Raw genomic sequence first — 22,493 nt, forward strand, 5'->3', positions numbered from 1 at the left:
GGGCGGGGACGCCGCGGTCAGGAGCCGGCGCCGAGCTGCGCCCGGAAGTGGTCCAGCAGGAAGTCGGCCTTGAACCGGGCGGTCGCCCCGGCGTCGAGGAAGCCGAACTCGGGGGCGTAACCGGCGCCACCGGACGGGCCCAGCGAGAAGATCATGGCGTCCGGATACGGCTCGTAGGCGGTGAGCGGCCCGCCCTCGATCAGCGCCCGGATGTTCGCCGCCGCCACCTCGGCCTGGCGGCCCGCGGCACGGCCGGTCTTGAGCTCCGGGGTGTCGTTGAGGTCGCCGACGGCGAAGACCCGCTCCTGCCCGGTCACCCGCAGGTGCTCGGTGACCTGGAGACGGCCGGAGGGCTGCCGGGCCGCGACCAGCTCAGGGCCGAGACAGGTGGTCGGCGTGGTGCCCCCGTAGCACGCGAACCACAGGTCGGCGACGATCGTCGTGCCGTCGCCGGTGGTGACCGTGAACGGCCGCACCGTGCCGGCCGGCGTCTCCGGCGGGGTGTCCAGTTTCGTGCCGAGCAACACCCGGACGCCCAGGTCGTCGAGCTGTCGGGCGAGGTCGGTGCGCAGCTGCTCGGGGAATCGGCCGGCCAGCAGCTCGGGCACCGGGTCGACGACGGTCACCGGCCGGCCCGGCCACGCCGACGCGATCTCGCCGGCGAACTCCAGGCCGATCGGTCCGGCGCCGAGCAGCAGCACCGCGGACGCCTGGTCCAGCGCGGCGTGCAGGTCGTGCAGCTGCCGGGTCACCTCGGCCCGGGAGGCGCCGGCGACCCGGGTCGGGAACGGGCCGGCCGAACCGGTGGCCAGCACGATGTAGTCGGCGCCCAGCCGCGCGCCGGAGGCCAGCTCGACGGAGCCGGGCCGGACCACCGTCGCGGTGTCGCGCAGCACCCGCCCACGGGCGAGCAGCCCGTCATACGGGATCATGATCCGCCCGGCCCAGGTCGGGTCGGCTGCCGCCCGGAGGTGGGCGACGTGGTGCAGGAACGTCTCCCGCGGCTCGATCAGCGTCACCTCCGCGACGTCGTCCAGGGTCCGGGCCGCCACGATGCCGCCGTAGCCGCCGCCCACCACAATCACCTTCGTAGCCATTTTCGAGACTCACCTTTCCTCGGCTGGCTCCGACTCTTCTGCGCCGCACGCTCCTCAGGGAGGCCGTGCTGAGGCTGGTAGCGGCATGGCTGGTAGCGCCGAGGGTGGTAGCGGCACGGCCACCCTCAGTGGTGCGGGCGTGGTTACAGTCGAGCGGTGGGTGACAACGAACTGGGTGTCTTCCTCCGCGTCCGGCGCGGCGAGGTGACACCGGCCGAGGTGGGGCTGCCGTCCGGGGCGCGCCGACGCACACCCGGGCTGCGCCGCTCGGAGGTCGCGATGCTCGCCGGGGTCAGCGTGGAGTATCTGACGCGGCTGGAGCAGGGCCGCTACCGTCATCCGTCACCACAGGTGCTGGCGGCGCTGGCGGGCCCGTTGCGCCTGACCGCCGCCGAGCGCGCCCATCTGTACCGGCTGACCCGGGCCTCCGCCGGGCCCTGCAGCGCGCTGGTCACCGATCCGCTGCGCACGGTGCGGCCGGGTCTGCGAGCGCTGCTCGACCAGTTGGAGCCGGCCGCGGCGATGCTGGCCAACCAGGTCGGTGACGTGCTGGCGTGCACGTCGGGGTTCCGGCGGCTGGCCGGGCCGACCGGGATGCTCGACGGCGATCCGCCGAATCTGAATCGGTTCGTGTTCACCGACCCACGGGCCCGGGAGGTCTATCCGGATTGGGCGCACGTGGCCGACGAGCAGGTCGCGGCGCTGAAGGACGGACCGCCGCGGCCGGATTTCACGGACTGGTTGACCGCGATGGCCGGGGACGAGTTCACCGAGCGGGCCGACCGGGTGCCGGGGCTGCCCCGGCCACACGGGCTGCTGCGTCTGCACCACCCGCAGGCCGGCCCGCTGCGTCTGGCCTACGAGATGATGACGCTGCCCGGCGACAACGGGTTGCGCCTGGTCGTGCACCTCCCGGCGGACGAGGCGACCACCGAGGCCCTGCTCGGGCTGGCACCGTTGCGGCTGGTCGCACAGTGACCCACCGGACCATCCCACGCTTCGCGATGGGCACGCAGCGAGTCCGCGGGCCGGTGAGCACGCGGCGTTCACACATCTGATCACCCGGACCAGGCCTCCGCTGCGGGCACGTCGGCCACGCGGCGGCGTGGATCGTCAGACATTGACGCCCATCGAATCGATGCCTAGCGTTCACGACACGCACCGCCGGCGCGTGCCGACCCCCGCTCGCGCCGAATGCTCCCCGCGAAAGGGCTGACCATGCTCCGAGGAGTACGTCGCATCACACTCGCCGCCACCGCGGTTCTCCTGCTGGCCCTGGCCGGTCCGCCGGCCACGGCACACGACCCGGACACCCCCGAGGGCCGCGCCGAGCAGACCGAGATGTTGCGCATCTACGAACCCGCCTGGCGCAGCGGCACACCCCTGGTCGCCGCCGCACCGGTGACCTGCGTCAACGGCAAGGCCGGGACGTACCCGTGCAAGAACGTCGACCTGCTCAGCTTCCTGCCGCAGTCGTCGCTGGGCGGCGGCGGGTCGTCGAGCATGTGGTATTGGACGGACACCCGGGACAGCAACGAGTACATCCTGTACTGCCGGTCCAACGGCGTCTCGTTCGTCAACGTGACCGACCCGTCGAACCCGCGCTACCTGGGCAACCTGCCGTCGTCGAACGGGGTCAGCTCGTCGTGGTGCGACGTCCGGACGTACAAGAACTACGCGTACATCGGTAAGGACTCGGTGTCGCACGGCATCCAGATCTTCAACCTCAACAAGCTGCAGGGCGTGACGACCACGCAGACGTTCACGGCGGACGCGCGGTTCACCGGCCTGACCAACAGCCACACGCTGCAGATCAATCAGGCGACCGGTTTCCTGTACGTCTCCGGCGCCAACACGTGCAGCAAAGGCCTGACCATCTACGACATCAAGACGCCGCTGACCCTGACACTGGCGGCCTGCTACAGCCGTGAGGTGTACTCGCACGAGTCGATCGTGGTGAACTATGCCGGCCCGGACACCCGCTACACCGGCCGGGAGATCGCGTTCAACTACACCGGCCAGGGCAAGCGGTTCCAGATCCTCGACGTGACGAACAAGTCGAACATCGTGGTCTTGTCCAGCGTCACGCACCCGGGCGCGAGCTTCATCCATCAGGGCTTCGCGACCAGCGACTACAAGCACATGATCGTCAACGACGAGACGATCAGCACCGCCTCCGGCAGCCCGGACTTCGTCTACAACATCGAGAAGCTGGACGCCGCCCGATATGTGGGCAGGGACAACGGCACCCGTGGCACGTTCGTGAACCACAACGGCTACACCGTCGGCAACCGCCACTTCCAGGCCGCCTACCGTGGTGGCCTGCGGATCCTCGACACCACGAACGCCGCCTCGGCGAGCCTGCCCGAGGTCGGCTACTTCGACGTCGACCCGTCGTCGAACGCCAGTGGCTACAGCGGCAGCTGGATGGCTCTCCCGTACCTCAAGAACGGGGTGGTCGCCGTCCAGAGCATCGGCGTCGGGCTGTTCCTGGTCCGGCCCACCGGCGCGGCGGCAGTGAGCTGACCGGCCACGATGCGCGTCACCGCCGCCTCACCGCGGCGGTGACGCTGGCCGGGTTCGTCGGGGCCGCCTATCTGTTCCTGGACAGCCGCGCCCCCGCCGCTCCCCCGGCGCCGGCGCCGTCACCGGCCGCCTACCACAGCGACGGGCTCTCCGACGCCTACGACGGCTTCCGCGTGGAGGCGCTGTCCCTGCCCACCGGACGCGGCCCGGCAACGGTGTCCCTGCGCGTCACCGGGCCCGGCGGCCCGGCCACCGACTTCCAGAAGATCCACACCAAACCCGTGCACATGTACGTGCTACGCGACGACCTGTCCGGCTATCAGCATCTGCACCCCGACGTGGCGGACGGAACGTGGACGGCCCCGGTGACGATCACCGACGGCGGCGCCTACCGGGTGTACCTGGAGTTCGTCCCGCACGGCCGTCCCGCCGGTCCGGACGGCCCCGAGCCCACGGTGCTGGGCGTCCCGTTCGTGATCGCCGGCGACACCACGATGGTGCCGGTGCCCGCCCCGCGGGCCGAGGACCGCTCCGGCCCGTACACCGTGCGCCGTCTCGACGGGGTCGCCGATCTGGCCTCCGGCACGCAGACGGCACTGCGGTTCCAGGTGCTGCGCGACGGCCGGCCGGCGGTCCTGGAGCCGTATCTCGGCGCGTACGCCCACCTGTCCAACTTCGAGGTGCGCACTCAGGGCCTGAAGCATCTGCACCCGCTTCCGGCCGACGCGACCGGCGGCGCTCCCGCCGACGGGGTCCTCTCCTTCCACGCGGCGTTCGCCGAGCGTGGCGACAAGCGGATGTTCCTGCAGTTCCGGGCGGACGGCGCGATCCACCAGGTCGCGTTCACGATTTTCACGACGTGACCGCCGCCACGGTCCTTCTGATATGACCCGAAAGATATATAAGATCATCACTATACCCGGGCCATAATTCATTTACACATTGCCATGTGTACATGTCTGGTTCGGGAGGAACCGCGTGAAGAAAACCCTGGCGCTGGCCGGTGTCACCGCGCTGGTCGGCAGCGCCCTCGTGGCCACCGCCGCGAGCACCTCGGCAGCCCCGCCGCAGCCCAAACCCCCCACCGAGGCTCAGGCCGTCTCACGTTCCGACGGCCTGATCAGCACCCGCCCGGCAGCGATCGCCGCCGCGGGCGGCGAGTCGTACACCGCCTACCGCACCAAGGTCGACGCCGACGGCGACGCCCACGTCCGCTACACCCGCACCTACCAGGGCCTGCGCGTCTACGGTGGCGACTTCGTCGTGCACACCGACGCCACCGGCAAGCTCACCGGCACCTCGGTGGGCCTCGCCGCGCCGCTGACACTGGCGACCACCCCGAAGGTCTCCAGCGCCAAGGCACTGAAGGCGGCCAAGGCACGCTTCGAAGGCACCCCGACCGCGACCGACCAGCCGGAGCTCTTCGTCGACGCCAGCACCGGCCGCGGCCGGCTCGCCTGGGAGACGGTGGTCCGCGGCTGGGCCCCCGACAAGCAGACCCCCTCCCGTCTGCACGTCATCACCGACGCGATCACCGGGGCACACATCGGCGAGTACGACGAGATCGAGTCGATCGCGGGCACCGGCGCCAGCGTCTACTCGGGTTCCGTCGCCGTCGAGACCACGCTGTCCGGCTCCACGTACAGCCTGATCGACCCGACCCGGGGCAACGGCCGCACCTGCGACATGAACAACGGCACCGGCACCTGCACCACCTTCACCGACGACGACAACGCGTGGGGCACCGGCGCCAACACGAACCGTCAGTCGGCTGCCGTGGACGCGCACTTCGGCGCCGCGGTCACGTACGACTACTTCAAGAACGTGCACGGCCGCAACGGCATCTTCGGCGACGGGCGCGGCGTCCCGTCCCGGGTGCACTACGGCAACGCGTACGTCAACGCCTTCTGGGACGGCGCCCAGATGACCTACGGTGACGGCGCCGGCAACGCCAAGCCGCTGGTCTCCCTGGACGTGGCCGGCCACGAGATGTCGCACGGCGTCACCGAGAACGTGGTGTCCGGCGGTCTCACCTACTCCGGCGAGTCGGGCGGCCTCAACGAGGCGACCAGCGACATCTTCGGCTCGATGGTGGAGTTCTACGCGAACACCACCAGCGACCCGGGCGACTACGACATCGGCGAGAAGATCGACATCCGGGGCACCGGCGCGCCGCTGCGCTACATGTACAACCCCACCCTCGACGGCTCGTCGCACGGCTGCTGGTCGACCAGCACCAATAGCATCGACGTGCACTACTCGTCCGGCCCGGCCAACCACTTCTTCTTCAACCTCGCCGAGGGCACCGGCGCCACCGCGTACGGCACCTCGCCGCTCTGTGGCAGCGCCGCCCCGGTGGCCGGCATCGGCCGGGAGAAGGCCGAGAAGATCTGGTTCCGGGCGCTGGACGTGTACTTCACCTCCAACACCCGCTACGTCAACACCACCACCCCGGCGAACACCTCCCGCGCCTACACCCTGTCCGCCGCCACCGACCTGTACGGCCTGTGCTCGACCGAGTACAAGGCGGTCCAGGCCGCGTGGACCGCTGTCAACGTCGCCGGCGACGACCTCGAATGCCCGGTCACCAACGACTTCTCGGTCGCCGTCGACCCGGCGACCCTGACGCTGGACCCGGGCACGTCGGCGACCGTCACGGTGACCACGGCCAGCGTCAACGGCGAGGCCCAGACCATCGACCTGACCGCCACCGGCGTGCCCGCCGGGGTGACCGCCACCTTCAGCTCGCCGTCGGTGACCGCCGGCGAGACGTCGACCCTGACCCTCACGGCCGGCGAGGACGCGGACAGCGGCCAGTACACGGTGGCCGTGACCGGCACGTCGCCGGCCACGATCCGGCGGGCGAACGTCGCGCTGACCGTGAACGGCCTGCCCGGCTGCTCCGGCAGCAACGCCTCCGACGTCGCGATCCCGGACAACACCACCGTCGAGTCCACCATCGTGATCAACGGCTGCGCCGGCAACGCGTCGGCGAGCAGCACGGTCGAGGTGCACATCGTCCACACGTACGTCGGTGACCTGGCAGTGTCGCTGGTCGCCCCGGACGGCTCCGTCTACTCGCTGCGGGCCCGCAGCGGTGGCAGCGCCGACAACATCGACGCCACCTACACGGTGAACCTCTCCGCCGAGGTGGCCGACGGCCCCTGGAAGCTGCGGGTCCAGGACGCCGCGAACCTCGACACCGGATACATCAACAGCTGGTCGCTCAACCTCTGACCGATCACCGTCCGGCCGCCTCCGTCCCGGGGGCGGCCGGTTCGGGCCGGAATGGCCGGCCACCCCTCGGCCGGTCAGCCGGTGGGCTTGCACCGGATTACCCAGTTTAAACCTGGTTTCGGTTGTTAAGCTCACCGCCTATGACCAGCAGCGACAGCACTCCGGAGTACGACCGCTTCGGACCGTGGATCGACGAGGTCCGGACCGTCGACGAGCTGCCGCGTCTCTATCGCGACGCGGGGATCGACCCGGCGGCGTACCGTCGGGTCCTCAAGGTCCCCCGCGACATCGAGGGACGAAACACCCATCCGACCATGCATCTGTACGACTACCTGCTCGCTGTCAACGAGGAGACGTTCACCGTCCTCGCCCGGCGCGACGAGGCCTTCTACACGGTGCACGTCCCCCTCGACCGGATCGCGGCGATCGTCGACAGCGTGCGGCTGCTCAACGGGCGCCTGACCGTGCACACCGTCGACGGCCCGGTGGTGACGGTGGTCTACAACGCCTCGGCGAGCGCCCCGGTGCGGGACCTGATGTTGCTGCTGCGCAAGTTCTACCTGCCGGAAGGTCCCGCGGTGGAGCCCGAGCCGTACCGCGGCGCCGAGCCGACCATGGACCCGGAGGACACCGGCCTGCTCACCGACTACCAACGGCTGATGGCCGAGGAGCCGGGCATGCGCCTGGTCAACATCGCCGACCGCCAGGTGGTGACCCCGCTGCACCGGCCCGACCGGCTGTGGAGCACCCAGTGGCCGACCACCCTGCACGCCTCGATAACGGTGGCCGACCACCGGGAGATCCAGATCATCCACCGCCGCGACTGGTTCACCGGCAACGGCGACAAGCTGTCGCTGGCCCGGACCATCCTGCCCCGGGCGCGGATCACCGACATCCGGGTCGACCCGCACCGCCGCTACGAGGGCGTGCACGTGCTGACCATCCAGGCCGGGGCCACCCGGATGGAGTTCCCGCTGGCCACCGGCCCGCTGGTGGAGGCCAAGCTGGCCGGTGACGCGGTCAGCATCTGATCCGGCCGGCGGCCTTGAGCCGCACATGGTCACCCGCCGCTGTCACGACCCGCGACGTGTCAATGACAGCGAGCCACGGCCTGAACCCTCGCGAAAAAACTTTGACGGCCGATGCAACCGTACTGCTGAGGTGTTGGTCCTTCCTGGGACTGGCAGCGACGGCGGGGAGGGTGCGTGGAGGCCGAGGACGCGGTCCGGCAAGCGTACGAGGCGTATTACCGGCGCCTCGTGACGCAGGTCTTCGGCCTGGTCGGGGATCTGGCCGAGGCCGAGGACGCGGTGCACGAGGCGTTCGCCCGGGTGCTGTCCTCGCCGCGGTCCTTCCTGCGCGCCGACGACGCCGAACGGTGGCTGCGGGTGGCCGCGCTCAACGTGGCCCGCACCCGCTACCGGCGGCGCTGGCTGTTCGACCGGCTGGTCCGCTCGGGCCGGGTGGAGGCGACCCCGGCCGCGGCGCCGGGGGTCTCCGGTGACCGGGTGGCGCTGGTGGCCGCCTTACGGCAGCTCGCCCGGCCCACCCGGGAGGCGGTGGTGCTGCACCATCTGGCCGACCTGTCGGTGGCCGAGGTCGCGGCCACGCTCGGCGTTCCGGTGGGCACGGTCAAGGCGAGGCTGGCGCGGGGCCGGGCGGCGCTGGCCACCTTCCTGTCCGACGACGCGGCTGTCGCACTGCCGGAGGGGGTACGCCATGCGTGAGCCACAGTTCGACCGGGTGCGGTCGGAGGTCGCCGCCGCGGTACGGCAGCCCGAGTTCAGCACCGTCCGGCAGCGGGCCGGGCGGGTACGGCGACGCCGGGCCGCCACCACGAGCGGCGTGTTCCTGGTGAGCGTGCTGGCCGCGGCGAGCTTCGGATACACCGCGCAGAACACCCCACCCGACTACGGCTCGCTCGACCCCGTCCCGGTGGCCACCTGCACCCAGGATTGCAGCTGGCCCTGGATGACGGCGTCGGCGGGCACCGGCGCCGAGGTCTACGGTGTCGTCTCGCGCTGCGAGGAGTGCGACTCCGAGCTGTTCGTGTCGCCGGACGGCGCCGGCTCCTGGGAGGCGCGCACCGTGCCGCCCGCGCCGGGCGAGGTCCGTACCCCGCGGGTGGTGTCGCTGGCAGCGCCGGGTCCCGGGCTTCTCGTCTGGCGCGAACAGGGCTCGCCGGCCGGCGGCGTGACCGGGACACAGGGCACCGGCGGACCGGCCGCCGACCCCACCGCGCCGTCGTCGATCATGCAGACGTGGATCAGCCGGGACGGCGGCCGGACCTGGGCACGGCCCACGGCCACCACCACGCCGGCGGACGCCGTCCCGGCCGGCTCGCGACCGGTCGACTGCGACCTCGTGGAACTCCCGGCCTGCGTGGTCGGTGTGCTCGACCCGGGCAGCGGCCGGTTCACCCCGCTCGCCGTCCAGCCCACCGGCATCACCGTCGAGCCGGGCTGGACCAGCGAGACCAGCGTGCCGGTCGGCGACCGGCTCTGGGTGCCCGGCCTGGACCCGGCCACGAGGAAACCGGCGGTGGCGACCAGCTCCGACGCCGGCCGGACCTGGCGGACCCACGTCTTCACCGACGGCGCGCCGCTCCCGGCCGACAGCGGGCTGCCGGCCGCGCGGTTCGCGCCCAACGTGGCGGCCGGCGCCGGCGGCACGGCGTACGCCGTCACCTCCCGCGCCGACGGCACGCTGGTCAGCCACTACACCACCGACGGCGGAACGACCTGGCAGACCGGCCAGGCCGTCGAGCGTGCCCGGGCCCTTCCCGGCTATGTCGCCGCCGACGGCTCACACATCGTCGCGACCGACGTCGGGGCGTCCGCCGCCCGCGGCACCGGCCATTACACGTCGATCACCCTGTCCGGCATGCCCGAGGGCGCCATCCGGAAGGTGGAGATCACGAGTGAGCAGGCCGGCAAGCCGTACCTGATGGCGTCGGGCTCCGAGACGTACCTCTCCGCGGACGGACGGACCTGGCAGCAGATCCGCGTCCCCTGACCCCCCCCACCTTCACACCGCGTGACGGAACGGCCGTAGGCCGTCTCCGCTGACCGGCGTGCGCCCGAAAGGCAGGACCGGACCGTGAGTGTATTGACCGAGGACCGGACATCAGTGGCCCGCGAACGGCCCCGCGACGACCGGCGGGTGGCCGGGCTGGACGGGATCCGCGGCCTGACCGCCCTCTACGTGGTGGTGCATCACTGCTGGCTGCTGTCGTTCCCCGGATACCCGGCGAACACCGGCCCGGCCTGGCTCGGCTGGCTCGTCCACGGGCGGCTGGCGGTCGTCGTCTTCATCGTGCTGTCCGGGTTCTCGCTGGCCATCGCACCGGCCCGGCGCGGGTGGCGGCTGGGCGGCGCCCGGCGCTACGCGATCCGGCGGGCCCGGCGGATCCTGCCCGCCTACTGGGCGGCCCTCGTCGCCAGCGCGCTCATCGCGACCCTCGTGCCGTACCTCCCCCTCAGTGAACCACCGACCTTCCGTTCGTTCGCCGTCTACGCCCTGTTGCTGCAGGATGCCGTCGCGGCGCCCGCGCCGAACGGCGCGTTCTGGTCGATCGCCGCCGAAGCCGGTCTGTATCTGGCGTTCCCGCTGATCCTGCTGCTGCGCCGCCGGGCCGGGGCGGTGCTGACGCTGACCGTGGTGACCGTGCCGGTCGTCGTGGCGGGCCTGATCGTCCCGGCGCTGTCCACCGGATCCCGGGCGGTCGGCTACACGCTGGAGCTGGCGCCGCTGTTCACCGTCGGCGTGCTGGCCGCCGGGGTGGTCGCGGCCGGTGAGCGGGTCCGGCGGCTGCCGTGGCCGGCCCTGGCCGGGCTGGCCGCCGCGCCGGTGCTGGCCGTGATCGCCGTGAAGGGCCCGGCGTGGACGGTCACGAACTACTACTGGGTGGATCTGGCGGCCGGCCCCGCGATCGCGCTGTTCCTGGCGGCGGTCGCCACCGGACGCCCGGCCCGGCTGGTGCGGCTGCTGCGTGGTGGCCCGTTGCAGGCCCTGGGTGACTTCTCGTACAGCCTCTACCTGATCCACATGCCGCTCGTCGCCCTGGTCAGCACCCTGATCGTCAGGCCGCTCATCGGGTCGCACCTGGCGGCCTTCGCGGTCACCGTCCTCGTGGTGGTCCCGTTGTGCCTGGTCGCGGCCCGCCTGTTCGCCGCCGTCCTGGAGAAGCCGTTCCGGTCCTACACTCCTTGATCATGGCGACGGAAGTGATGCTCGGCGAGGTGACGTGCCCGTCGGGGCATCTGGTGATCACCGACGGCGGCTGTCTGGAGATGTGGTCCGGCGACCGGGTGCCGGACGACGAGGAGCATCCGGCCACCGATTTCGCGATCGTCGGCCCGGACGCCGAGGAGGCGGCGGAGACGTTCGAGCGGCAGACCGGCACCCGGCTGTACGACATTCCCGCCCACGCCGCCGACGATGTCGTCACCATCTTCGGCGAGCACTGCCGCGAACACGGGCACGACGCGACGCTCAGCGCGTTCGCCCGGCAGATCCCGCACCGGGAGCGGGTCCGGCACGCGGTCGAGGCACGGGAGACCGAGTTCATCGTCATGGGTGTGCCGGTGCTGCCGCTCGAGGTGCCGGCCGACCGCCCGCTGCCGGTCACCGCGATCCCCGGCGAGCACGGCTGGCAGTCGATACGGATGGCGTTCAGCGACGAGCCGGTCGCCGACTCCTGGATGATCTGCGAACTGGGCATCGACCACGCCCGCTTCGTCTTCGCCGACGCCGACGCCCTGAACTCGTGGGAGCACGTCCTCCCCCTCGACGGGCTCGCCGACCTGGTCCTCTGGGGCCGCGACGAGGAACAGGCGGCCGCCGAGTTCGGCGCGCCCCGCCTCGACGACGGCCTCTACGGGTGGCTCGACCTGCCGGTCGAGGAGGCCTACCAGCGGGCGCTGACCCTGGAGGCCCGCCGCGAGGAGCCGGGCGCCCCCGCCTTCGCCGCCGACTTCCGGCCGCACTCCCACCACTGGCAGGTGATGCGCGAGGTCCGGGCCTCGGACCACGACGCCGGCACGACAACGGTCGCCGGCGCCGACATCCTGATGGCGATGACCTCGGTCGGCGACGGTTTCTTCCCCGTCCACCTGGACGTCGACGCCGACGGCCTCCCGGTGTCCTTGCGCATCGACATCACCGGCGAGTCCTGACGCCCGGCCGCCTTCACCGCCGGCAAGGCTCAGGAGATGGCCGTGGAGACATCGGCCCGGGGATCGGGGAGAACAGAATGCCGAGAAGACCGCCGTCCGACGCCGAGACCGATGGCCGGTCCGACTGCGTCCAGCGGGCCTACCTCTACTTCGTGAAGGACATCGACACGGGCGGGCCGCCGTACAGCACCGAAGATCTTGATCTGATGGCGTTCGATCCAGGTGAGGTGACCCGCCTGGCCGGCCTGCAACCCACCGAGGCGTGGCGACGAGGCGATGCGAGAGCCGGACGCCCGGACCCGCAGCGATTCAGTAACTGGACGTATGAGCTGCCCGAGACACGAACGTATGTCACCGAAGAAGTGGTCACCAGGCTACTGGACGAGATCGAGCCTCACGCCGGAGGCATCGCCGAGGCCTGCACCGCCCTCGGGCTGCGTGCCGGAATCAACGTGGTGATCGAGATGAGTGGTGTCCGCGACGCCGAGGACGGGGAGGTCATCCTCTCCACCGCCGCCGTCACGTACACCAGCGAGACACTGAAACGCCTGGCCAGGCTCAATGTATCCGTCGATCATGACCAATACGTCATCCTGCCCGGCCGGCACCCCGGGCACTGATCAGAGCCGACACTCAACCAGCCGCGATCCGGCCCGCAGCACCGGGGGGACGGCTGAGCGGGGCGGTCAGCCGTGGTTGTCGGCGTCCGCGACGAGCAGCAGCGAACGGACCACCCGGTAGGCGACCTCCATCTGTTGCCGCACCCGCGCATCGTTACGGAACGACACGCTCCAGCCGGTCGGCAGATGGGTGAATCGAACCGACGCCGTGGCCGGATTCCGCGTGCACATCATGTCCACCCGGACATCCCGGTCCCGGACGGTCACCGGATCGTCGTGCTCGGCCAGCGGGGCCACGGTGACGGTGACCTCGGCCGCCCCGGCGCGATGCCGGCCGGCCTCGGAGCGCAGCAGGCCGTAGGCGTACGGCGCGGCCACGACCAGCGCCCCTTCCCGTAGGAGCGATCCCGGCGGGACGTCGTCGGGCATCGCGGTGACGTGGCCGTGCCGCTCGGCCCAGTCGCGGTATCGCCGCAGCACGGTCATGACCGACGCCGCCGCGCCCTCGCCGGTTCCGGCAGCTCGGACGACAACCACGGCGCCCCGCAGGTCGAAGGGCCCGTCGAGGCGCATCCTGATCCCGAGGTCCGCGACAGCGTCGCTCAGCGCATCGGCCTCGGCCCGCACGTCGGCGAGGACCGCGTCGTCGTGGGCGTCGACCGCCAGCGCGAGCAGCTGTTCTGCGTCGTCGAGCCGCCGGCGCACCGTCTCGGCGCGGGTCAGCTCACGGGTGACGACGGCGAGACGCACGCCGATCGCCCGCCCGTGTGCGGGATCCCTTCACAGATCCGGCGCCGCCGCAGCGGTCTCCAGCTCGGCCCGGTCGCGGCGGAGCCGCTCGATGCCGGGCGCGGCCGAGCGGACGACCGTGGCGAGGTCGTGCAGGTGGCGGGTCAACTCGTCGGCGCTCACCCGCCCAGTCTACGGACCGGCGCTCCTCGGCTCTCACCCGTTTGCTGCGCCGCCAGTCGGCGCCCCGGCTCGCCCGCCACCCGTCCGCAGGGGGCTTGAAGATCGACTTCAGGGTGGGGAGCCAGGTGGCTCGGCCCTGGCCCTCATCCTCCCTCATCGCACGCCGTTGACTCTTCCGACCGAAGACAGTCGAGTGAAGCGATGGGCCCTGACTGCCTCACGCCCATCTTTTCCGGGACCCCATGTGGACCCGGATGCAGGCATCGACCGTCGGACAGGGCTCCGACGGGACCCATCGGTGCGGCGCCCTGCCCCGTCCGAGCGAAGGAGACGAGACATCCCCGCACCGTGTGGAGCTGAACGCCGTACACGATGTCGTGCGCCGGTGACTCTCCGACGTACGCGGCCGGCCGGACGTCGGCGTCCGGATAGCCGAGGCGGCGCAGCGCCTCCCGGACCAGGGCCACATCCGACGCCGTGGTGGATCGCGGTTCGGAACATGAGGAGCGGTCCGGGCATATCGCCGCGGTCACCGCCCTGTTGATGGCCTCCGCCTCGGATCTGGCCGGCAGCGTGGCCGAGAGCCGACCGCGGTCAGGATCGTGAGCGGTGAGATATTCGCAGTTTCTCGCATCCTGTTTCAGGATCGCCTCGTACAAGGCGTGGGCGTCGACCGGCCCTCCGTCAACGGAGACGCCCCTCAGGGTCACCGGCGTACAACTCGACGGATCAAGCGGAGCTTCGCTGGACGCGCTTGCGGGCGCCAAGCGGGACTCCGGATGCCACAGCGACGCCGCGGCTGCCGAACCGGCGATCGCCAGCAGGGTCACCGCGGCGGGGAGACCGAAGCCACGGGACCGACCGGCATCCCCGAGGACGAACACACGGCCACGCTAGCCACCTCGGGGTGCGGCAACGGTTGCCGACAGGTAGCAGGCCTCGCCCGGAGGAAGCTCACTCATCGCCTACTCGCGGTCTCGCGTCTGACGCCGCACGGCAGCTGCGACCTCAGGCGGCAGCTCGTCGAGGTCGCTCAGGGTTCGCCCGGGTCGCAGGAAATCGAACAGCAGCACGGTGCGCGTGCTCGAAGAATGGTTCCACGCTTCATGGTTGACGGTGTCGTCGAAGACGATCACGTCACCCTCGCGCCAGGGCTGGATCTGCGACCCGACCCGCAACGCGCAGTCGCCTTCCGGCACGATCAGGCCGAGATGGGCTCGGTACACGGTGGTGACCCAGCCTTCGTGGGATTTGATGTGGGTCCCGGCGACCATGCGGGAGAACCCGGCGGTGGTGAGTCCCGGGATCCTGCTCAGCGCATCCGCCGTACGTGGGCAGTCCGCCAGCGCCGCCTCGATCCGCTCGCCGAACGCGACGAGCCCGTAGACGCTCCATCCGGTCCCGTACATTTCGCGTTGCACCCAGGGCTCGAACGAGTCGCCGTCCAGGCTCAGACACTCCGCACGGATGTCTCGCCAGGCCCGGCGAAGATCGTTCAGAAACGGAAACCGATCGACGTCGATAAACATGGCAAGCCTCCACCGGCATGCGCCACGCTGAACGTGGTGCTGGACAGTGGCCGCACCCTATCGGCTTCCGGGTGAACGGACGCGCTCTCCGGGCCGGTCGGCGGGCCGCTGTCGTCAGCACAGTCGACTGCCACATGGCCGGCGACAGACCGCCGGCGTAACTGGCCGACCAACCGGCGCAGTTCGTCGCCGTGATGCCGGAGGAAACGGCGCACCGCGGATCGTCGCCGCCAGCAGCGACGAGTGCCTCACATCTGCCGACACCGTTATCGCTGCTTTGACGGGAAGGAACCGCCGACCCGCCGTCGCTGCTTTGACGGCAAGAAACCGCCGACCCGCTGGCTGCTCCCAGCGCCATCACACACGCAGCGACCACCGACGGCACCCGGCCCGGTCTCAAGCTCTCCACCATCCTCGTCGCACCCCATCGACAATGCGGCGCCTGAGTGAAGGAGGAGAGCAGCCACGTTCCCACCGAGGTCACCCTGGGGTGACCTCGGTGATCTCGTCCGCGGCGGCGTCGGGGTGGAGCGGGAGGCCAAAGGGCAAGCTGACGGGTAAGGATCGTGGACGCCCGGAATCGCTGCGCGAGGAAACGGGGCGACGGACGGTCATCGTTCCCGCGCTCGGATACGACCCCTCGGCGCGCCATTCAGATCCGACAGCAAGCCCGTTCCGGTTTCACGGATCGAGTGGGAGCCAGGCCGAGACCGGTGGTGGCTGACGCCGGCCGGCGAAGCGAGCCGGCCGCTCAACCGGCAACGCAGATCCGGGCCGGCCGCTCAACCGGCAACGCAGATCCGGGCCGGCCGCTCAACCGGCAACGCAGATCCGGGCCGGCCGCTCAACCGGCAACGCGGATCCGGGCCGTCACGACTGCTCCACGTCGCGGGCCAGACCCCGCAAGGTGGCGGCGAACCCCGCCCGCCCGATCAGCGTCACCAGCGGCGCCGCGTAGCGGGTCAGGCGGCGTGGGGAGACGGTGACGTCCTCGGTCCACTCGACCCGGCAGTGGCCGCCGGGCAGGGGTGTCACCGTGAACGAGGCGCCACCGTGCACCACGCGGCCGTGTTTGACGATCGCGCAGCGGCCGGGCGAGTCGCCGGGGGCGTCGCCGCCGGGTGGCTCCCAGGTCTCCACGGTCATCGGGTCGTCGAAGGCGAGGGGCCCCACCCCGGTACGGGCGACGAACCGGGCGCCGACCCCGTCGGGCCGCTCGCTCTCGACCCGCAGGGCGGTCAGCGGCACCCAGTCGCCGTGGCGTGGCCAGTCCACCAGGGCCGCCCACGTCTCGGTGGCGGTGGCACGCACGTCGCGGCTGACGGTGAATCGGCTCATGCGACAACGCTATCCGCCGGGTATGACATAACCATGGATCATGTGCGGTGGCGTTTCGACGGCTGGATCGCCGGGGTGGGCACGAGCGGCGGCACCCGGCTGGTGACCGGGCACTGGCCGGGCTCGCCGTTCGGGCCGGTCACCGACGTGATGGTGGAGCGGCCCGACGGGCATCGGCTGCTGCTGGCGGAGACCGCGGAGCTGGCCCGGTTCGTCGCGGAGACGTACACCTTCGACGAGGTACGGGTGGTGCCCGTCACCGTGGACCGGTCCCCTGCGGCGTGGACGGTGACCGCCGGGCCGCTGCGGCTGCATTTCACCACCGGCGGCCGCGGCCTGCTGGGCCATCTGCTGCACGCGGTGCCGGCGGCCGTCGCGCAGGACCTGCGGTGGGTGCGGCTGATCGATCTGCCCGCCCGGCTGCTGCGGGGTGTCCGCACCCACGGCTCCGCCGGCAACGGCCGGCGCGAGTGGTATGCGGTGCGTGACCTGCACCGCATCACCGCGGCCGGCGCGGTCCTCGACGGCGCCGACCTGGGCCGGCTCGCGCCGGTGGACCCGCCGGTGCGGTTCGGTTTCGGGTCGGCGCCGCGGTCCCCGGCACTGGTGCGCATCACCACGACCGTCGAGGTCCCGTCAGGCGACGAGGAAGTTGCCCGACATGAAGACGACGAGTAGCACCGCCTGCAGGCCGACGCCGATCACCATCAGCGCCCGGTCGATCGTCGGTCGCGCGCCGAGGCGGCCCAGGATCAGGAAGATCGCGACGGCCTCCATCGCGTACCGGCCGGCGGACTGCATCGAGCGGCCACCGACCTCGGTCGACATCAGCATGACCAGGGTGATCGCGCCCTGCACGACCAGATAGACCTGGTCGCGGCGAAGCTTGAGGCGCCCGGTCACGCAGAGGATCAGCAGCACCGCGGCGATCAGGGTGGTTCCGGCGTCGAGGACGGCCCCGAGCACCGCCGGATGCAGCAGGCGGTGCCCGCCGGCCTGTTCGACAGCGGTCAGCCAGGCCCCGCCGGGCACGGTGTACCGCCGTCCCCACTCGTCCTGGGCGATGCTGAAGGCGAGCGGGCTGCCCAGCTCGATCGCGCAGTAGACGCTGTACGCGACGGCGCCGAGCGGCACCAGCGCGATCCCGAGCACGTCGGGCCGGAGCCGCCGGGGCCGCCAGCCGATCTGGCGCAGGTATTCGACGGCCAGTGGCGCCAGCAGCAGCACCCCGAAGAGGCGGGTGGCCGAGGACAGGGCGCCGAGCACGCCGGCCAGCCACCAGTGGCCGCGGCGTCCGGCGTACAGCGCACTGATCGCCAGCATCAGGAACAGGGACTCGTTGTAGCCGATGAACAGGAAGAACCCGGTCGGGAAGACGGCCAGGTACCAGGTGGCGCGCTGGGCGACCCGGGGGCCCAGCTCGTGGTCGGCCAGCCGGTGCAGCATGACCAGGGCGCCCAAGGCGGCGACGTTGGCCACGAAGAGGGCGCTGACCAGCGGCCCGCCGGGCAGCAGCACGTCGAAGGAGCGGATCAGCAGCGGGTAGAGCGGGAAGAACGCCGGGAAGCCGGGACCGATGTGGTACCCCTCCTCGGCGATCCGTACGTAGTGGCCGGCGTCCCACCCGTTCCAGGCGAGGGCGATCGACCAGAGCCCGCCGGACGGCCGGCCGGCGCGGGGCAGCCAGGCGAGCGCGCTGACCGCCAGGTGCAGGACGGTCATGGTGGCCCAGGCCGCGAGGGCGGTACGGTACGCCGTCCGCCACGGCCGGCGGACCACCGGCGCGATGACCGGTGCGGGCGGCGCCAGGGTCAGAGTTTCCACGGCGTGCTCCCGGTGCCGGTCTCGACCAGCGGACGGCCGGTCGCCGCCGAGTCGTAGGCGACCACGTATCGTGGCCGGCCCTGCATGGTGGTGAAGATCCGGGCCACGTACTCGCCGAGCAGCCCCAGGCAGAGCAGTTGCAGGGCGCCCACGAACATCAGCGCCACGAACATCGAGGTCCAGCCGGGGACGACGGTGCCCCACAGGTACGCCCCGAGGGCCGCCGCACCGATCGCCACGCACAGGGCGATGCCGGCGCAGCCCAGCCAGGTGGCGACCCGCAGCGGCGCGGCCGAGAAGCCGGTGACGCTGTCCAGGGCGAGCCGGATCATCTTGCCGAGCGGGTATTTGGACGAGCCCGCGGCCCGCCGTTCCCGGGTGTAGGTGACCTCGCCGCTGGGCAGGCCGAGCCAGGGCACGAGCAGCCGGTAGACGGGCTGGTGCTCGGGCAGTTCGGTGAGCGCGTCGACGGCCGTCCGGGACAGCAGCCGGAAGTCGCCGGCGTTGTGCGGGACGTCGGCGCCGACGACCCGGCGGATCAGCCGGTAGTAGAGCCCGGCGGTGCCCCGTTTGAACGCGCTGTCGGTGCTGCGGTCGGCGCGGACGCCGTGGACCACGTCCAGGTTCGCGCTCTCGGCCAGCTCCAGCATCTCGGCGATGACCTCGGGCGGGTCCTGCAGGTCGACGTCGATGCTCGCCACGTACTGTCCGCGGGCGCGGTGCAGGCCGGCGGTGAGCGCGTTCTGGTGGCCGCTGTTGCGGCGCAGCCGGACCACGCGCAGCTGTGGCCATTCGCGGCGGATCCGCTGCAGCACGGCCGGGGTGGCGTCGCGGCTGCCGTCGTCGACGGTGAGCACTTCGTACGACACGCCGAGCCCGTCGAGCACGGGCCGCATCCGCTGCGCGAAGAGCGGCAGCACGTCCTCCTCGTTGAAGACCGGAACCACCACCGACAGCCGTGGTACGCAGATGTCCATGTGTGCCCCTCACTCTCATGATCGTCGCGGCGGGGAGAAGGCTGACCCGTCGGGCGATCGAAGTATGGGCATGTCATCGGGGGTGGCACGTTCTCGGGAGACCCGCGGAGATCTGCCTCTCAATCCCCGCGGAAATGCCATCCGAGAGGCCTCGCCATCCGTCGGCGGCACCCGCTCCCGTAACAGGCTCGACACACCATTGAAGTGGGAGCGCTCCCATGCAACGATATCGGTCACTGTCTTAAGAGGTGTGGGGCCGCCCGATGTTGAAGAAGATCGTCACTGTCCTCACGGCTGCCGCGCTCAGCGCCGGCCTGCTCTGGACCGCCGTACCGTCCGATGCCGCCGCCGCGCCCTACCGCTACGGCGAGGCGCTTCAGAAGTCGCTGCTCTTCTACGAGGCACAGGTGTCCGGCAAGAAACCGGCGTGGAACAGGGTGTCGTGGCGCGGCGACTCGGCGATGACCGACGGCGCCGACAAGGGCCTCGACCTGACCGGCGGGTGGTACGACGCCGGCGACCACGTCAAGTTCGGCCTGCCGATGGCGTTCACCACCACGATGCTCGCCTGGGGCGCCGTGGAGAACCGGGACGCGTACGCCGGCTCCGGGCAGTTGACCCACCTGCTGAACAACCTGCGGGTGCCCAACGACTACTTCATCAAGGCGCACCCCTCGGCCGACGTGCTCTACGGGCAGGTCGGCAAGGGCGACGACGACCACAAGTGGTGGGGGCCGGCCGAGGTGCTCCCGATGGCGCGCCCGGCGTACAAGATCGATGCGACCTGTGGCGGCAGCGAGCTGGCCGCGGAGACCGCGGCCGCGATGGCAGCCTCCTCGATGGTCTTCCGTCCCACCGACCCGCAGTACGCCGACACCCTGCTCACCCACGCCAAGCAGCTGTATTCGTTCGCCGACCGGGTGCGCAAGAGCTACCACGAGTGCATCACCGACGCGACGGCGTTCTACAAATCGTGGAGCGGTTACGCCGACGAGCTGGTGTGGGGCGCGATCTGGCTGCACCGGGCCACCGGCGACGCCACCTATCTGGCCAAGGCCGAGGCGGGGTACGACGCGCAGGGCAACGAGAACCAGACCACCACCAAGATGTACAAGTGGACCATCTCCTGGGACAACAAGCAGTACGGCAACTACGTGCTGCTCGCCCAGCTGACCGGCAAGCAGAAGTACCTCGACGACGCGAACCGGTGGCTCGACTGGTTCACCGTCGGCGTCAACGGCGAGAAGGTCCGCACGTCGCCGGGCGGCATGGTGGTCGTCGACTCGTGGGGCGCCCTGCGGTACGCCGCCAACACCGCGTTCGTCGCGCTAGTGCACAGCGACCACCTCGGCGACGCCACGCGTAAGCAGCGCTACCACGACTTCGCGGTGCGGCAGATCAACTACGCCCTCGGCGACAACCCGCGCAGCTCCAGCTATGTGATCGGGTTCGGCGACAACTCCCCGAAGAACCCCCATCACCGTACGGCCCACGGCTCCTGGTGGGACAGCCAGCAGGTGCCCGCCGAGACCCGGCACGTGCTCTACGGCGCCCTGGTGGGCGGCCCGTCCTCGCCCGACGACAAGTACACCGACAGCCGCGGCGACTACGTGATGAACGAGGTGGCCACCGACTACAACGCCGGGTTCACGTCGGCGCTGGCCCGGCTCTACGGCGAGTTCGGCGGGGCGGCGCTGACCGGCTTCCCGGTCGCCGAGACGCCGGACATCCCGGAGCTGTCGGTCGAGTCGACGGTCATGCAGAACGAGACCCGGTCCACCGGCGTGAAGCTGGTCGTCTACAACAAGTCGGCGTTCCCCGCCCGCGCGCTCACCGCCGGGAGGTTCCGCTACTACTTCACCCGCGACGACAGCAGCGCGCTGCAGGTCAGCTCGCCCTACACGCAGGGCTGCCCCGGGCCGGCCTCGGCCAAGCAGTATTCCGGCGACATCTGGTATGTCGAGGTCGACTGCACCGGATACACCATCGCGCCGGCCGGTCAGTCGGCCCACCGGATGGAGGTGCAGCTCAAGATCGGTGTCGCCGAGGGCGGTGTGTGGAACCCGGCGAACGATCCGTCCTACCAGACGGCCTCCGGCCCCAACACCAGGATTGCGCTGTACGACGGAACGACACTCGTGTGGGGCTCGGTGCCCGGCGGGTCGTCCCCGTCTCCGTCACCGTCCGCCTCGGTGTCCGTCCCGCCGTCGCCGTCCCCCTCGGTGTCGGTGTCGGTCCCGCCGTCGCCGTCGACGTCGCCCGCCGGCGGATGCCGGGTCGCCTACACCACCAACGACTGGGGCTCCGGCTTCACCGCCACCGTGACGATCACCAACGGGCCGGCCGCGGTCAACGGGTGGACGCTGACCTTCCCGTACACCGCCGGTCAGAAGGTCTCGCAAGCCTGGTCGGCCACGGTCACCCAATCCGGAACCCAGGTGACGGCCACGAACACCTCGTGGAACGGGAGCCTGCCGGCGGGCGGCACGGTGAGTTTCGGCTTCAACGCCACCCACACCGGCGCCAATCCGGCGCCGGCCGCCTTCACCCTGAACGGGACGGCCTGCACCGCGGCGTGACCGTCCCGGCGTCGTGCCGCAACCACCGGCGGTGGGTGGCGCCGGCGATGCCGTGGACGAGGCGGGCCAGGCCGGCCGCCCCGTCCGCGTCGTCGGCGCGGCGGACCGCCGTGAGGATCGGGACGGGCTCGTCGAGGCACACCCCCTCACGCCGCAGGACGAACTGCAGCGCGAGCCCGGCGAGGCGGGCGTTGCCGTCGTCGAACGGGTGGAAGAACGCGATGTCGAGGTGGAGGCGGGCCGACCGGGCGGTCACGGGGATCGCCCGGTCGGCCGCCTGCGCCACGCACTCGGCGAACCGCTGCTCGGTGCCGGCGTGCAGCGCGTACCGCTCCCGGCCGTTCTTGGCGTAGGCGTCGCCCTGCCGGAACCGTGGTCGCGAGATGCCGCGGGCCAGCCCGTTCCAGCGGGCCAGCAGCTCCGTGGTCAGGGGCGTGCCCGCGGCGGCCCGGGCGCGGACGTCGTCGTAGGCGGCCGGCAGCCCGGGCCGCCGCCGGGCGAACTCCAGGTACCCGTCATGGACCGCGGCTGTCGGCGTGACCGGGTGCGGGACGACGTCGCGCCACGGCACCTGCTCGCGGACCCGCAGCCAGATCGCCAGGTGATCAGTCGCGGTCGAGGGGGATCCGGATCGCCGGGCCGGCGGTTCGCGAACGTCCTCGGCGCTGGTCGGCATC

General features: G+C 71.3%; 20 protein-coding genes. 12 read left to right on the top strand and 8 right to left on the bottom strand.

Annotated elements, in window-relative coordinates:
• Positions 1–17: 17 nt before the first annotated feature.
• A complete protein-coding gene (locus BM290_RS39860; protein ID WP_093621169.1) occupies positions 18–1,097 on the bottom strand; it encodes an NAD(P)/FAD-dependent oxidoreductase in 1,080 nt (359 codons plus the stop codon).
• A 156-nt stretch (positions 1,098–1,253) separates the two neighbouring features.
• Here BM290_RS39860 and BM290_RS39865 point away from each other — a divergent pair, with 156 nt between their 5' ends.
• The 10 genes from BM290_RS39865 (at position 1,254) to BM290_RS39910 (ending at position 12,657) form a co-directional block, all read left to right on the top strand.
• Positions 1,254–2,075 carry a helix-turn-helix transcriptional regulator gene (locus BM290_RS39865; protein WP_093621170.1) on the top strand — a complete coding sequence of 274 codons (822 nt, stop codon included), beginning with the start codon at positions 1,254–1,256 and terminating at the stop codon, positions 2,073–2,075.
• A 240-nt stretch (positions 2,076–2,315) separates the two neighbouring features.
• On the top strand, positions 2,316–3,623 hold the full coding sequence (locus BM290_RS39870) for a choice-of-anchor B family protein (RefSeq protein ID WP_177320092.1): 1,308 nt from the start codon (positions 2,316–2,318) through the stop codon (positions 3,621–3,623).
• A 38-nt stretch (positions 3,624–3,661) separates the two neighbouring features.
• Positions 3,662–4,486 carry a hypothetical protein gene (locus tag BM290_RS39875; RefSeq protein ID WP_239144051.1) on the top strand — a complete coding sequence of 275 codons (825 nt, stop codon included), beginning with the start codon at positions 3,662–3,664 and terminating at the stop codon, positions 4,484–4,486.
• 115 nt (positions 4,487–4,601) lie between these two features.
• Positions 4,602–6,860 carry a M4 family metallopeptidase gene (locus BM290_RS39880; protein ID WP_093621172.1) on the top strand — a complete coding sequence of 753 codons (2,259 nt, stop codon included), beginning with the start codon at positions 4,602–4,604 and terminating at the stop codon, positions 6,858–6,860.
• A 140-nt stretch (positions 6,861–7,000) separates the two neighbouring features.
• Positions 7,001–7,891: a hypothetical protein gene (locus tag BM290_RS39885; protein ID WP_093621173.1), complete on the top strand. Its 891-nt coding sequence runs from the start codon at positions 7,001–7,003 to the stop codon at positions 7,889–7,891.
• A gap of 174 nt (positions 7,892–8,065) precedes the next feature.
• Positions 8,066–8,587, top strand: a complete 522-nt coding sequence (locus tag BM290_RS39890; RefSeq protein ID WP_093621174.1) for a sigma-70 family RNA polymerase sigma factor — start codon at positions 8,066–8,068, stop codon at positions 8,585–8,587.
• Entirely contained in the window at positions 8,580–9,875 is a 1,296-nt protein-coding gene (locus BM290_RS48815; protein WP_093621175.1) for a sialidase family protein, read from the top strand. The genes BM290_RS39890 and BM290_RS48815 overlap by 8 nt, the downstream gene beginning before the upstream one ends.
• Before the next feature lie 84 nt (positions 9,876–9,959).
• Positions 9,960–11,072 carry an acyltransferase family protein gene (locus BM290_RS39900; RefSeq protein WP_093621176.1) on the top strand — a complete coding sequence of 371 codons (1,113 nt, stop codon included), beginning with the start codon at positions 9,960–9,962 and terminating at the stop codon, positions 11,070–11,072.
• Between the two features lie 2 nt (positions 11,073–11,074).
• Positions 11,075–12,037 carry a hypothetical protein gene (locus BM290_RS39905; protein WP_093621177.1) on the top strand — a complete coding sequence of 321 codons (963 nt, stop codon included), beginning with the start codon at positions 11,075–11,077 and terminating at the stop codon, positions 12,035–12,037.
• Positions 12,038–12,114: 77 nt separating this feature from the next.
• The gene (locus BM290_RS39910; protein ID WP_093621178.1) at positions 12,115–12,657 is read left to right on the top strand and encodes a DUF4279 domain-containing protein; all 543 of its coding nucleotides are present in this window, start codon (positions 12,115–12,117) and stop codon (positions 12,655–12,657) included.
• 66 nt (positions 12,658–12,723) lie between these two features.
• Here BM290_RS39910 and BM290_RS39915 read toward each other — a convergent pair whose 3' ends face one another.
• The 4 genes from BM290_RS39915 to BM290_RS39925 all read right to left on the bottom strand — a co-directional run bounded on the left by BM290_RS39915 (position 12,724) and on the right by BM290_RS39925 (position 16,436).
• Positions 12,724–13,407, bottom strand: a complete 684-nt coding sequence (locus BM290_RS39915; RefSeq protein WP_177320093.1) for a PCRF domain-containing protein — start codon at positions 13,405–13,407, stop codon at positions 12,724–12,726.
• A gap of 30 nt (positions 13,408–13,437) precedes the next feature.
• Positions 13,438–13,569: a hypothetical protein gene (locus BM290_RS50875; RefSeq protein WP_275413327.1), complete on the bottom strand. Its 132-nt coding sequence runs from the start codon at positions 13,567–13,569 to the stop codon at positions 13,438–13,440.
• Between the two features lie 965 nt (positions 13,570–14,534).
• Positions 14,535–15,098 (bottom strand): aspartyl/asparaginyl beta-hydroxylase domain-containing protein, encoded by a 564-nt coding sequence (locus BM290_RS39920; protein WP_093621180.1) that lies wholly within the window; start codon positions 15,096–15,098, stop codon positions 14,535–14,537.
• A gap of 870 nt (positions 15,099–15,968) precedes the next feature.
• The gene (locus BM290_RS39925) at positions 15,969–16,436 is read right to left on the bottom strand and encodes an SRPBCC family protein (protein WP_093621181.1); all 468 of its coding nucleotides are present in this window, start codon (positions 16,434–16,436) and stop codon (positions 15,969–15,971) included.
• A gap of 33 nt (positions 16,437–16,469) precedes the next feature.
• Between BM290_RS39925 and BM290_RS39930 the strand changes: the two genes are divergently transcribed.
• On the top strand, positions 16,470–17,114 hold the full coding sequence (locus BM290_RS39930) for a hypothetical protein (RefSeq protein WP_093621182.1): 645 nt from the start codon (positions 16,470–16,472) through the stop codon (positions 17,112–17,114).
• Here the strand turns inward: BM290_RS39930 and BM290_RS39935 are convergent.
• A complete protein-coding gene (locus tag BM290_RS39935; protein ID WP_093621183.1) occupies positions 17,073–18,260 on the bottom strand; it encodes a mannosyltransferase family protein in 1,188 nt (395 codons plus the stop codon). The two genes, BM290_RS39930 and BM290_RS39935, sit on opposite strands and share 42 nt — an antisense overlap.
• Positions 18,248–19,237, bottom strand: a complete 990-nt coding sequence (locus BM290_RS39940; protein WP_093621184.1) for a glycosyltransferase family 2 protein — start codon at positions 19,235–19,237, stop codon at positions 18,248–18,250. Before BM290_RS39940 ends, BM290_RS39935 begins: the two co-directional genes overlap by 13 nt.
• 263 nt (positions 19,238–19,500) lie before the next feature.
• Here BM290_RS39940 and BM290_RS39945 point away from each other — a divergent pair, with 263 nt between their 5' ends.
• Positions 19,501–21,816 (top strand): glycoside hydrolase family 9 protein, encoded by a 2,316-nt coding sequence (locus BM290_RS39945; RefSeq protein ID WP_093621185.1) that lies wholly within the window; start codon positions 19,501–19,503, stop codon positions 21,814–21,816.
• Here the strand turns inward: BM290_RS39945 and BM290_RS39950 are convergent.
• On the bottom strand, positions 21,782–22,492 hold the full coding sequence (locus tag BM290_RS39950) for a Fic family protein (RefSeq protein ID WP_093621273.1): 711 nt from the start codon (positions 22,490–22,492) through the stop codon (positions 21,782–21,784). The two genes, BM290_RS39945 and BM290_RS39950, sit on opposite strands and share 35 nt — an antisense overlap.
• Position 22,493: the final 1 nt, after the last annotated feature.

Source organism: Actinoplanes philippinensis, assembly GCF_900113015.1.
GTDB lineage: Bacteria > Actinomycetota > Actinomycetes > Mycobacteriales > Micromonosporaceae > Actinoplanes > Actinoplanes philippinensis.

Bases quoted from the DNA above. Each gene is read 5' to 3' on its own strand.
- BM290_RS39860 (WP_093621169.1), bottom strand. From the start codon at position 1,097: ATGGCTACGAAGGTGATTGTGGTGGGCGGCGGCTACGGCGGCATCGTG.
- BM290_RS39870 (WP_177320092.1), top strand. From the start codon at position 2,316: ATGCTCCGAGGAGTACGTCGCATCACACTCGCCGCCACCGCGGTTCTC.
- BM290_RS39885 (WP_093621173.1), top strand. From the start codon at position 7,001: ATGACCAGCAGCGACAGCACTCCGGAGTACGACCGCTTCGGACCGTGG.
- BM290_RS48815 (WP_093621175.1), top strand. From the start codon at position 8,580: ATGCGTGAGCCACAGTTCGACCGGGTGCGGTCGGAGGTCGCCGCCGCG.
- BM290_RS39905 (WP_093621177.1), top strand. From the start codon at position 11,075: ATGGCGACGGAAGTGATGCTCGGCGAGGTGACGTGCCCGTCGGGGCAT.
- BM290_RS39910 (WP_093621178.1), top strand. From the start codon at position 12,115: ATGCCGAGAAGACCGCCGTCCGACGCCGAGACCGATGGCCGGTCCGAC.
- BM290_RS39920 (WP_093621180.1), bottom strand. From the start codon at position 15,098: ATGTTTATCGACGTCGATCGGTTTCCGTTTCTGAACGATCTTCGCCGG.
- BM290_RS39925 (WP_093621181.1), bottom strand. From the start codon at position 16,436: ATGAGCCGATTCACCGTCAGCCGCGACGTGCGTGCCACCGCCACCGAG.
- BM290_RS39930 (WP_093621182.1), top strand. From the start codon at position 16,470: ATGGATCATGTGCGGTGGCGTTTCGACGGCTGGATCGCCGGGGTGGGC.
- BM290_RS39940 (WP_093621184.1), bottom strand. From the start codon at position 19,237: ATGGACATCTGCGTACCACGGCTGTCGGTGGTGGTTCCGGTCTTCAAC.
- BM290_RS39945 (WP_093621185.1), top strand. From the start codon at position 19,501: ATGTTGAAGAAGATCGTCACTGTCCTCACGGCTGCCGCGCTCAGCGCC.
- BM290_RS39950 (WP_093621273.1), bottom strand. From the start codon at position 22,492: ATGCCGACCAGCGCCGAGGACGTTCGCGAACCGCCGGCCCGGCGATCC.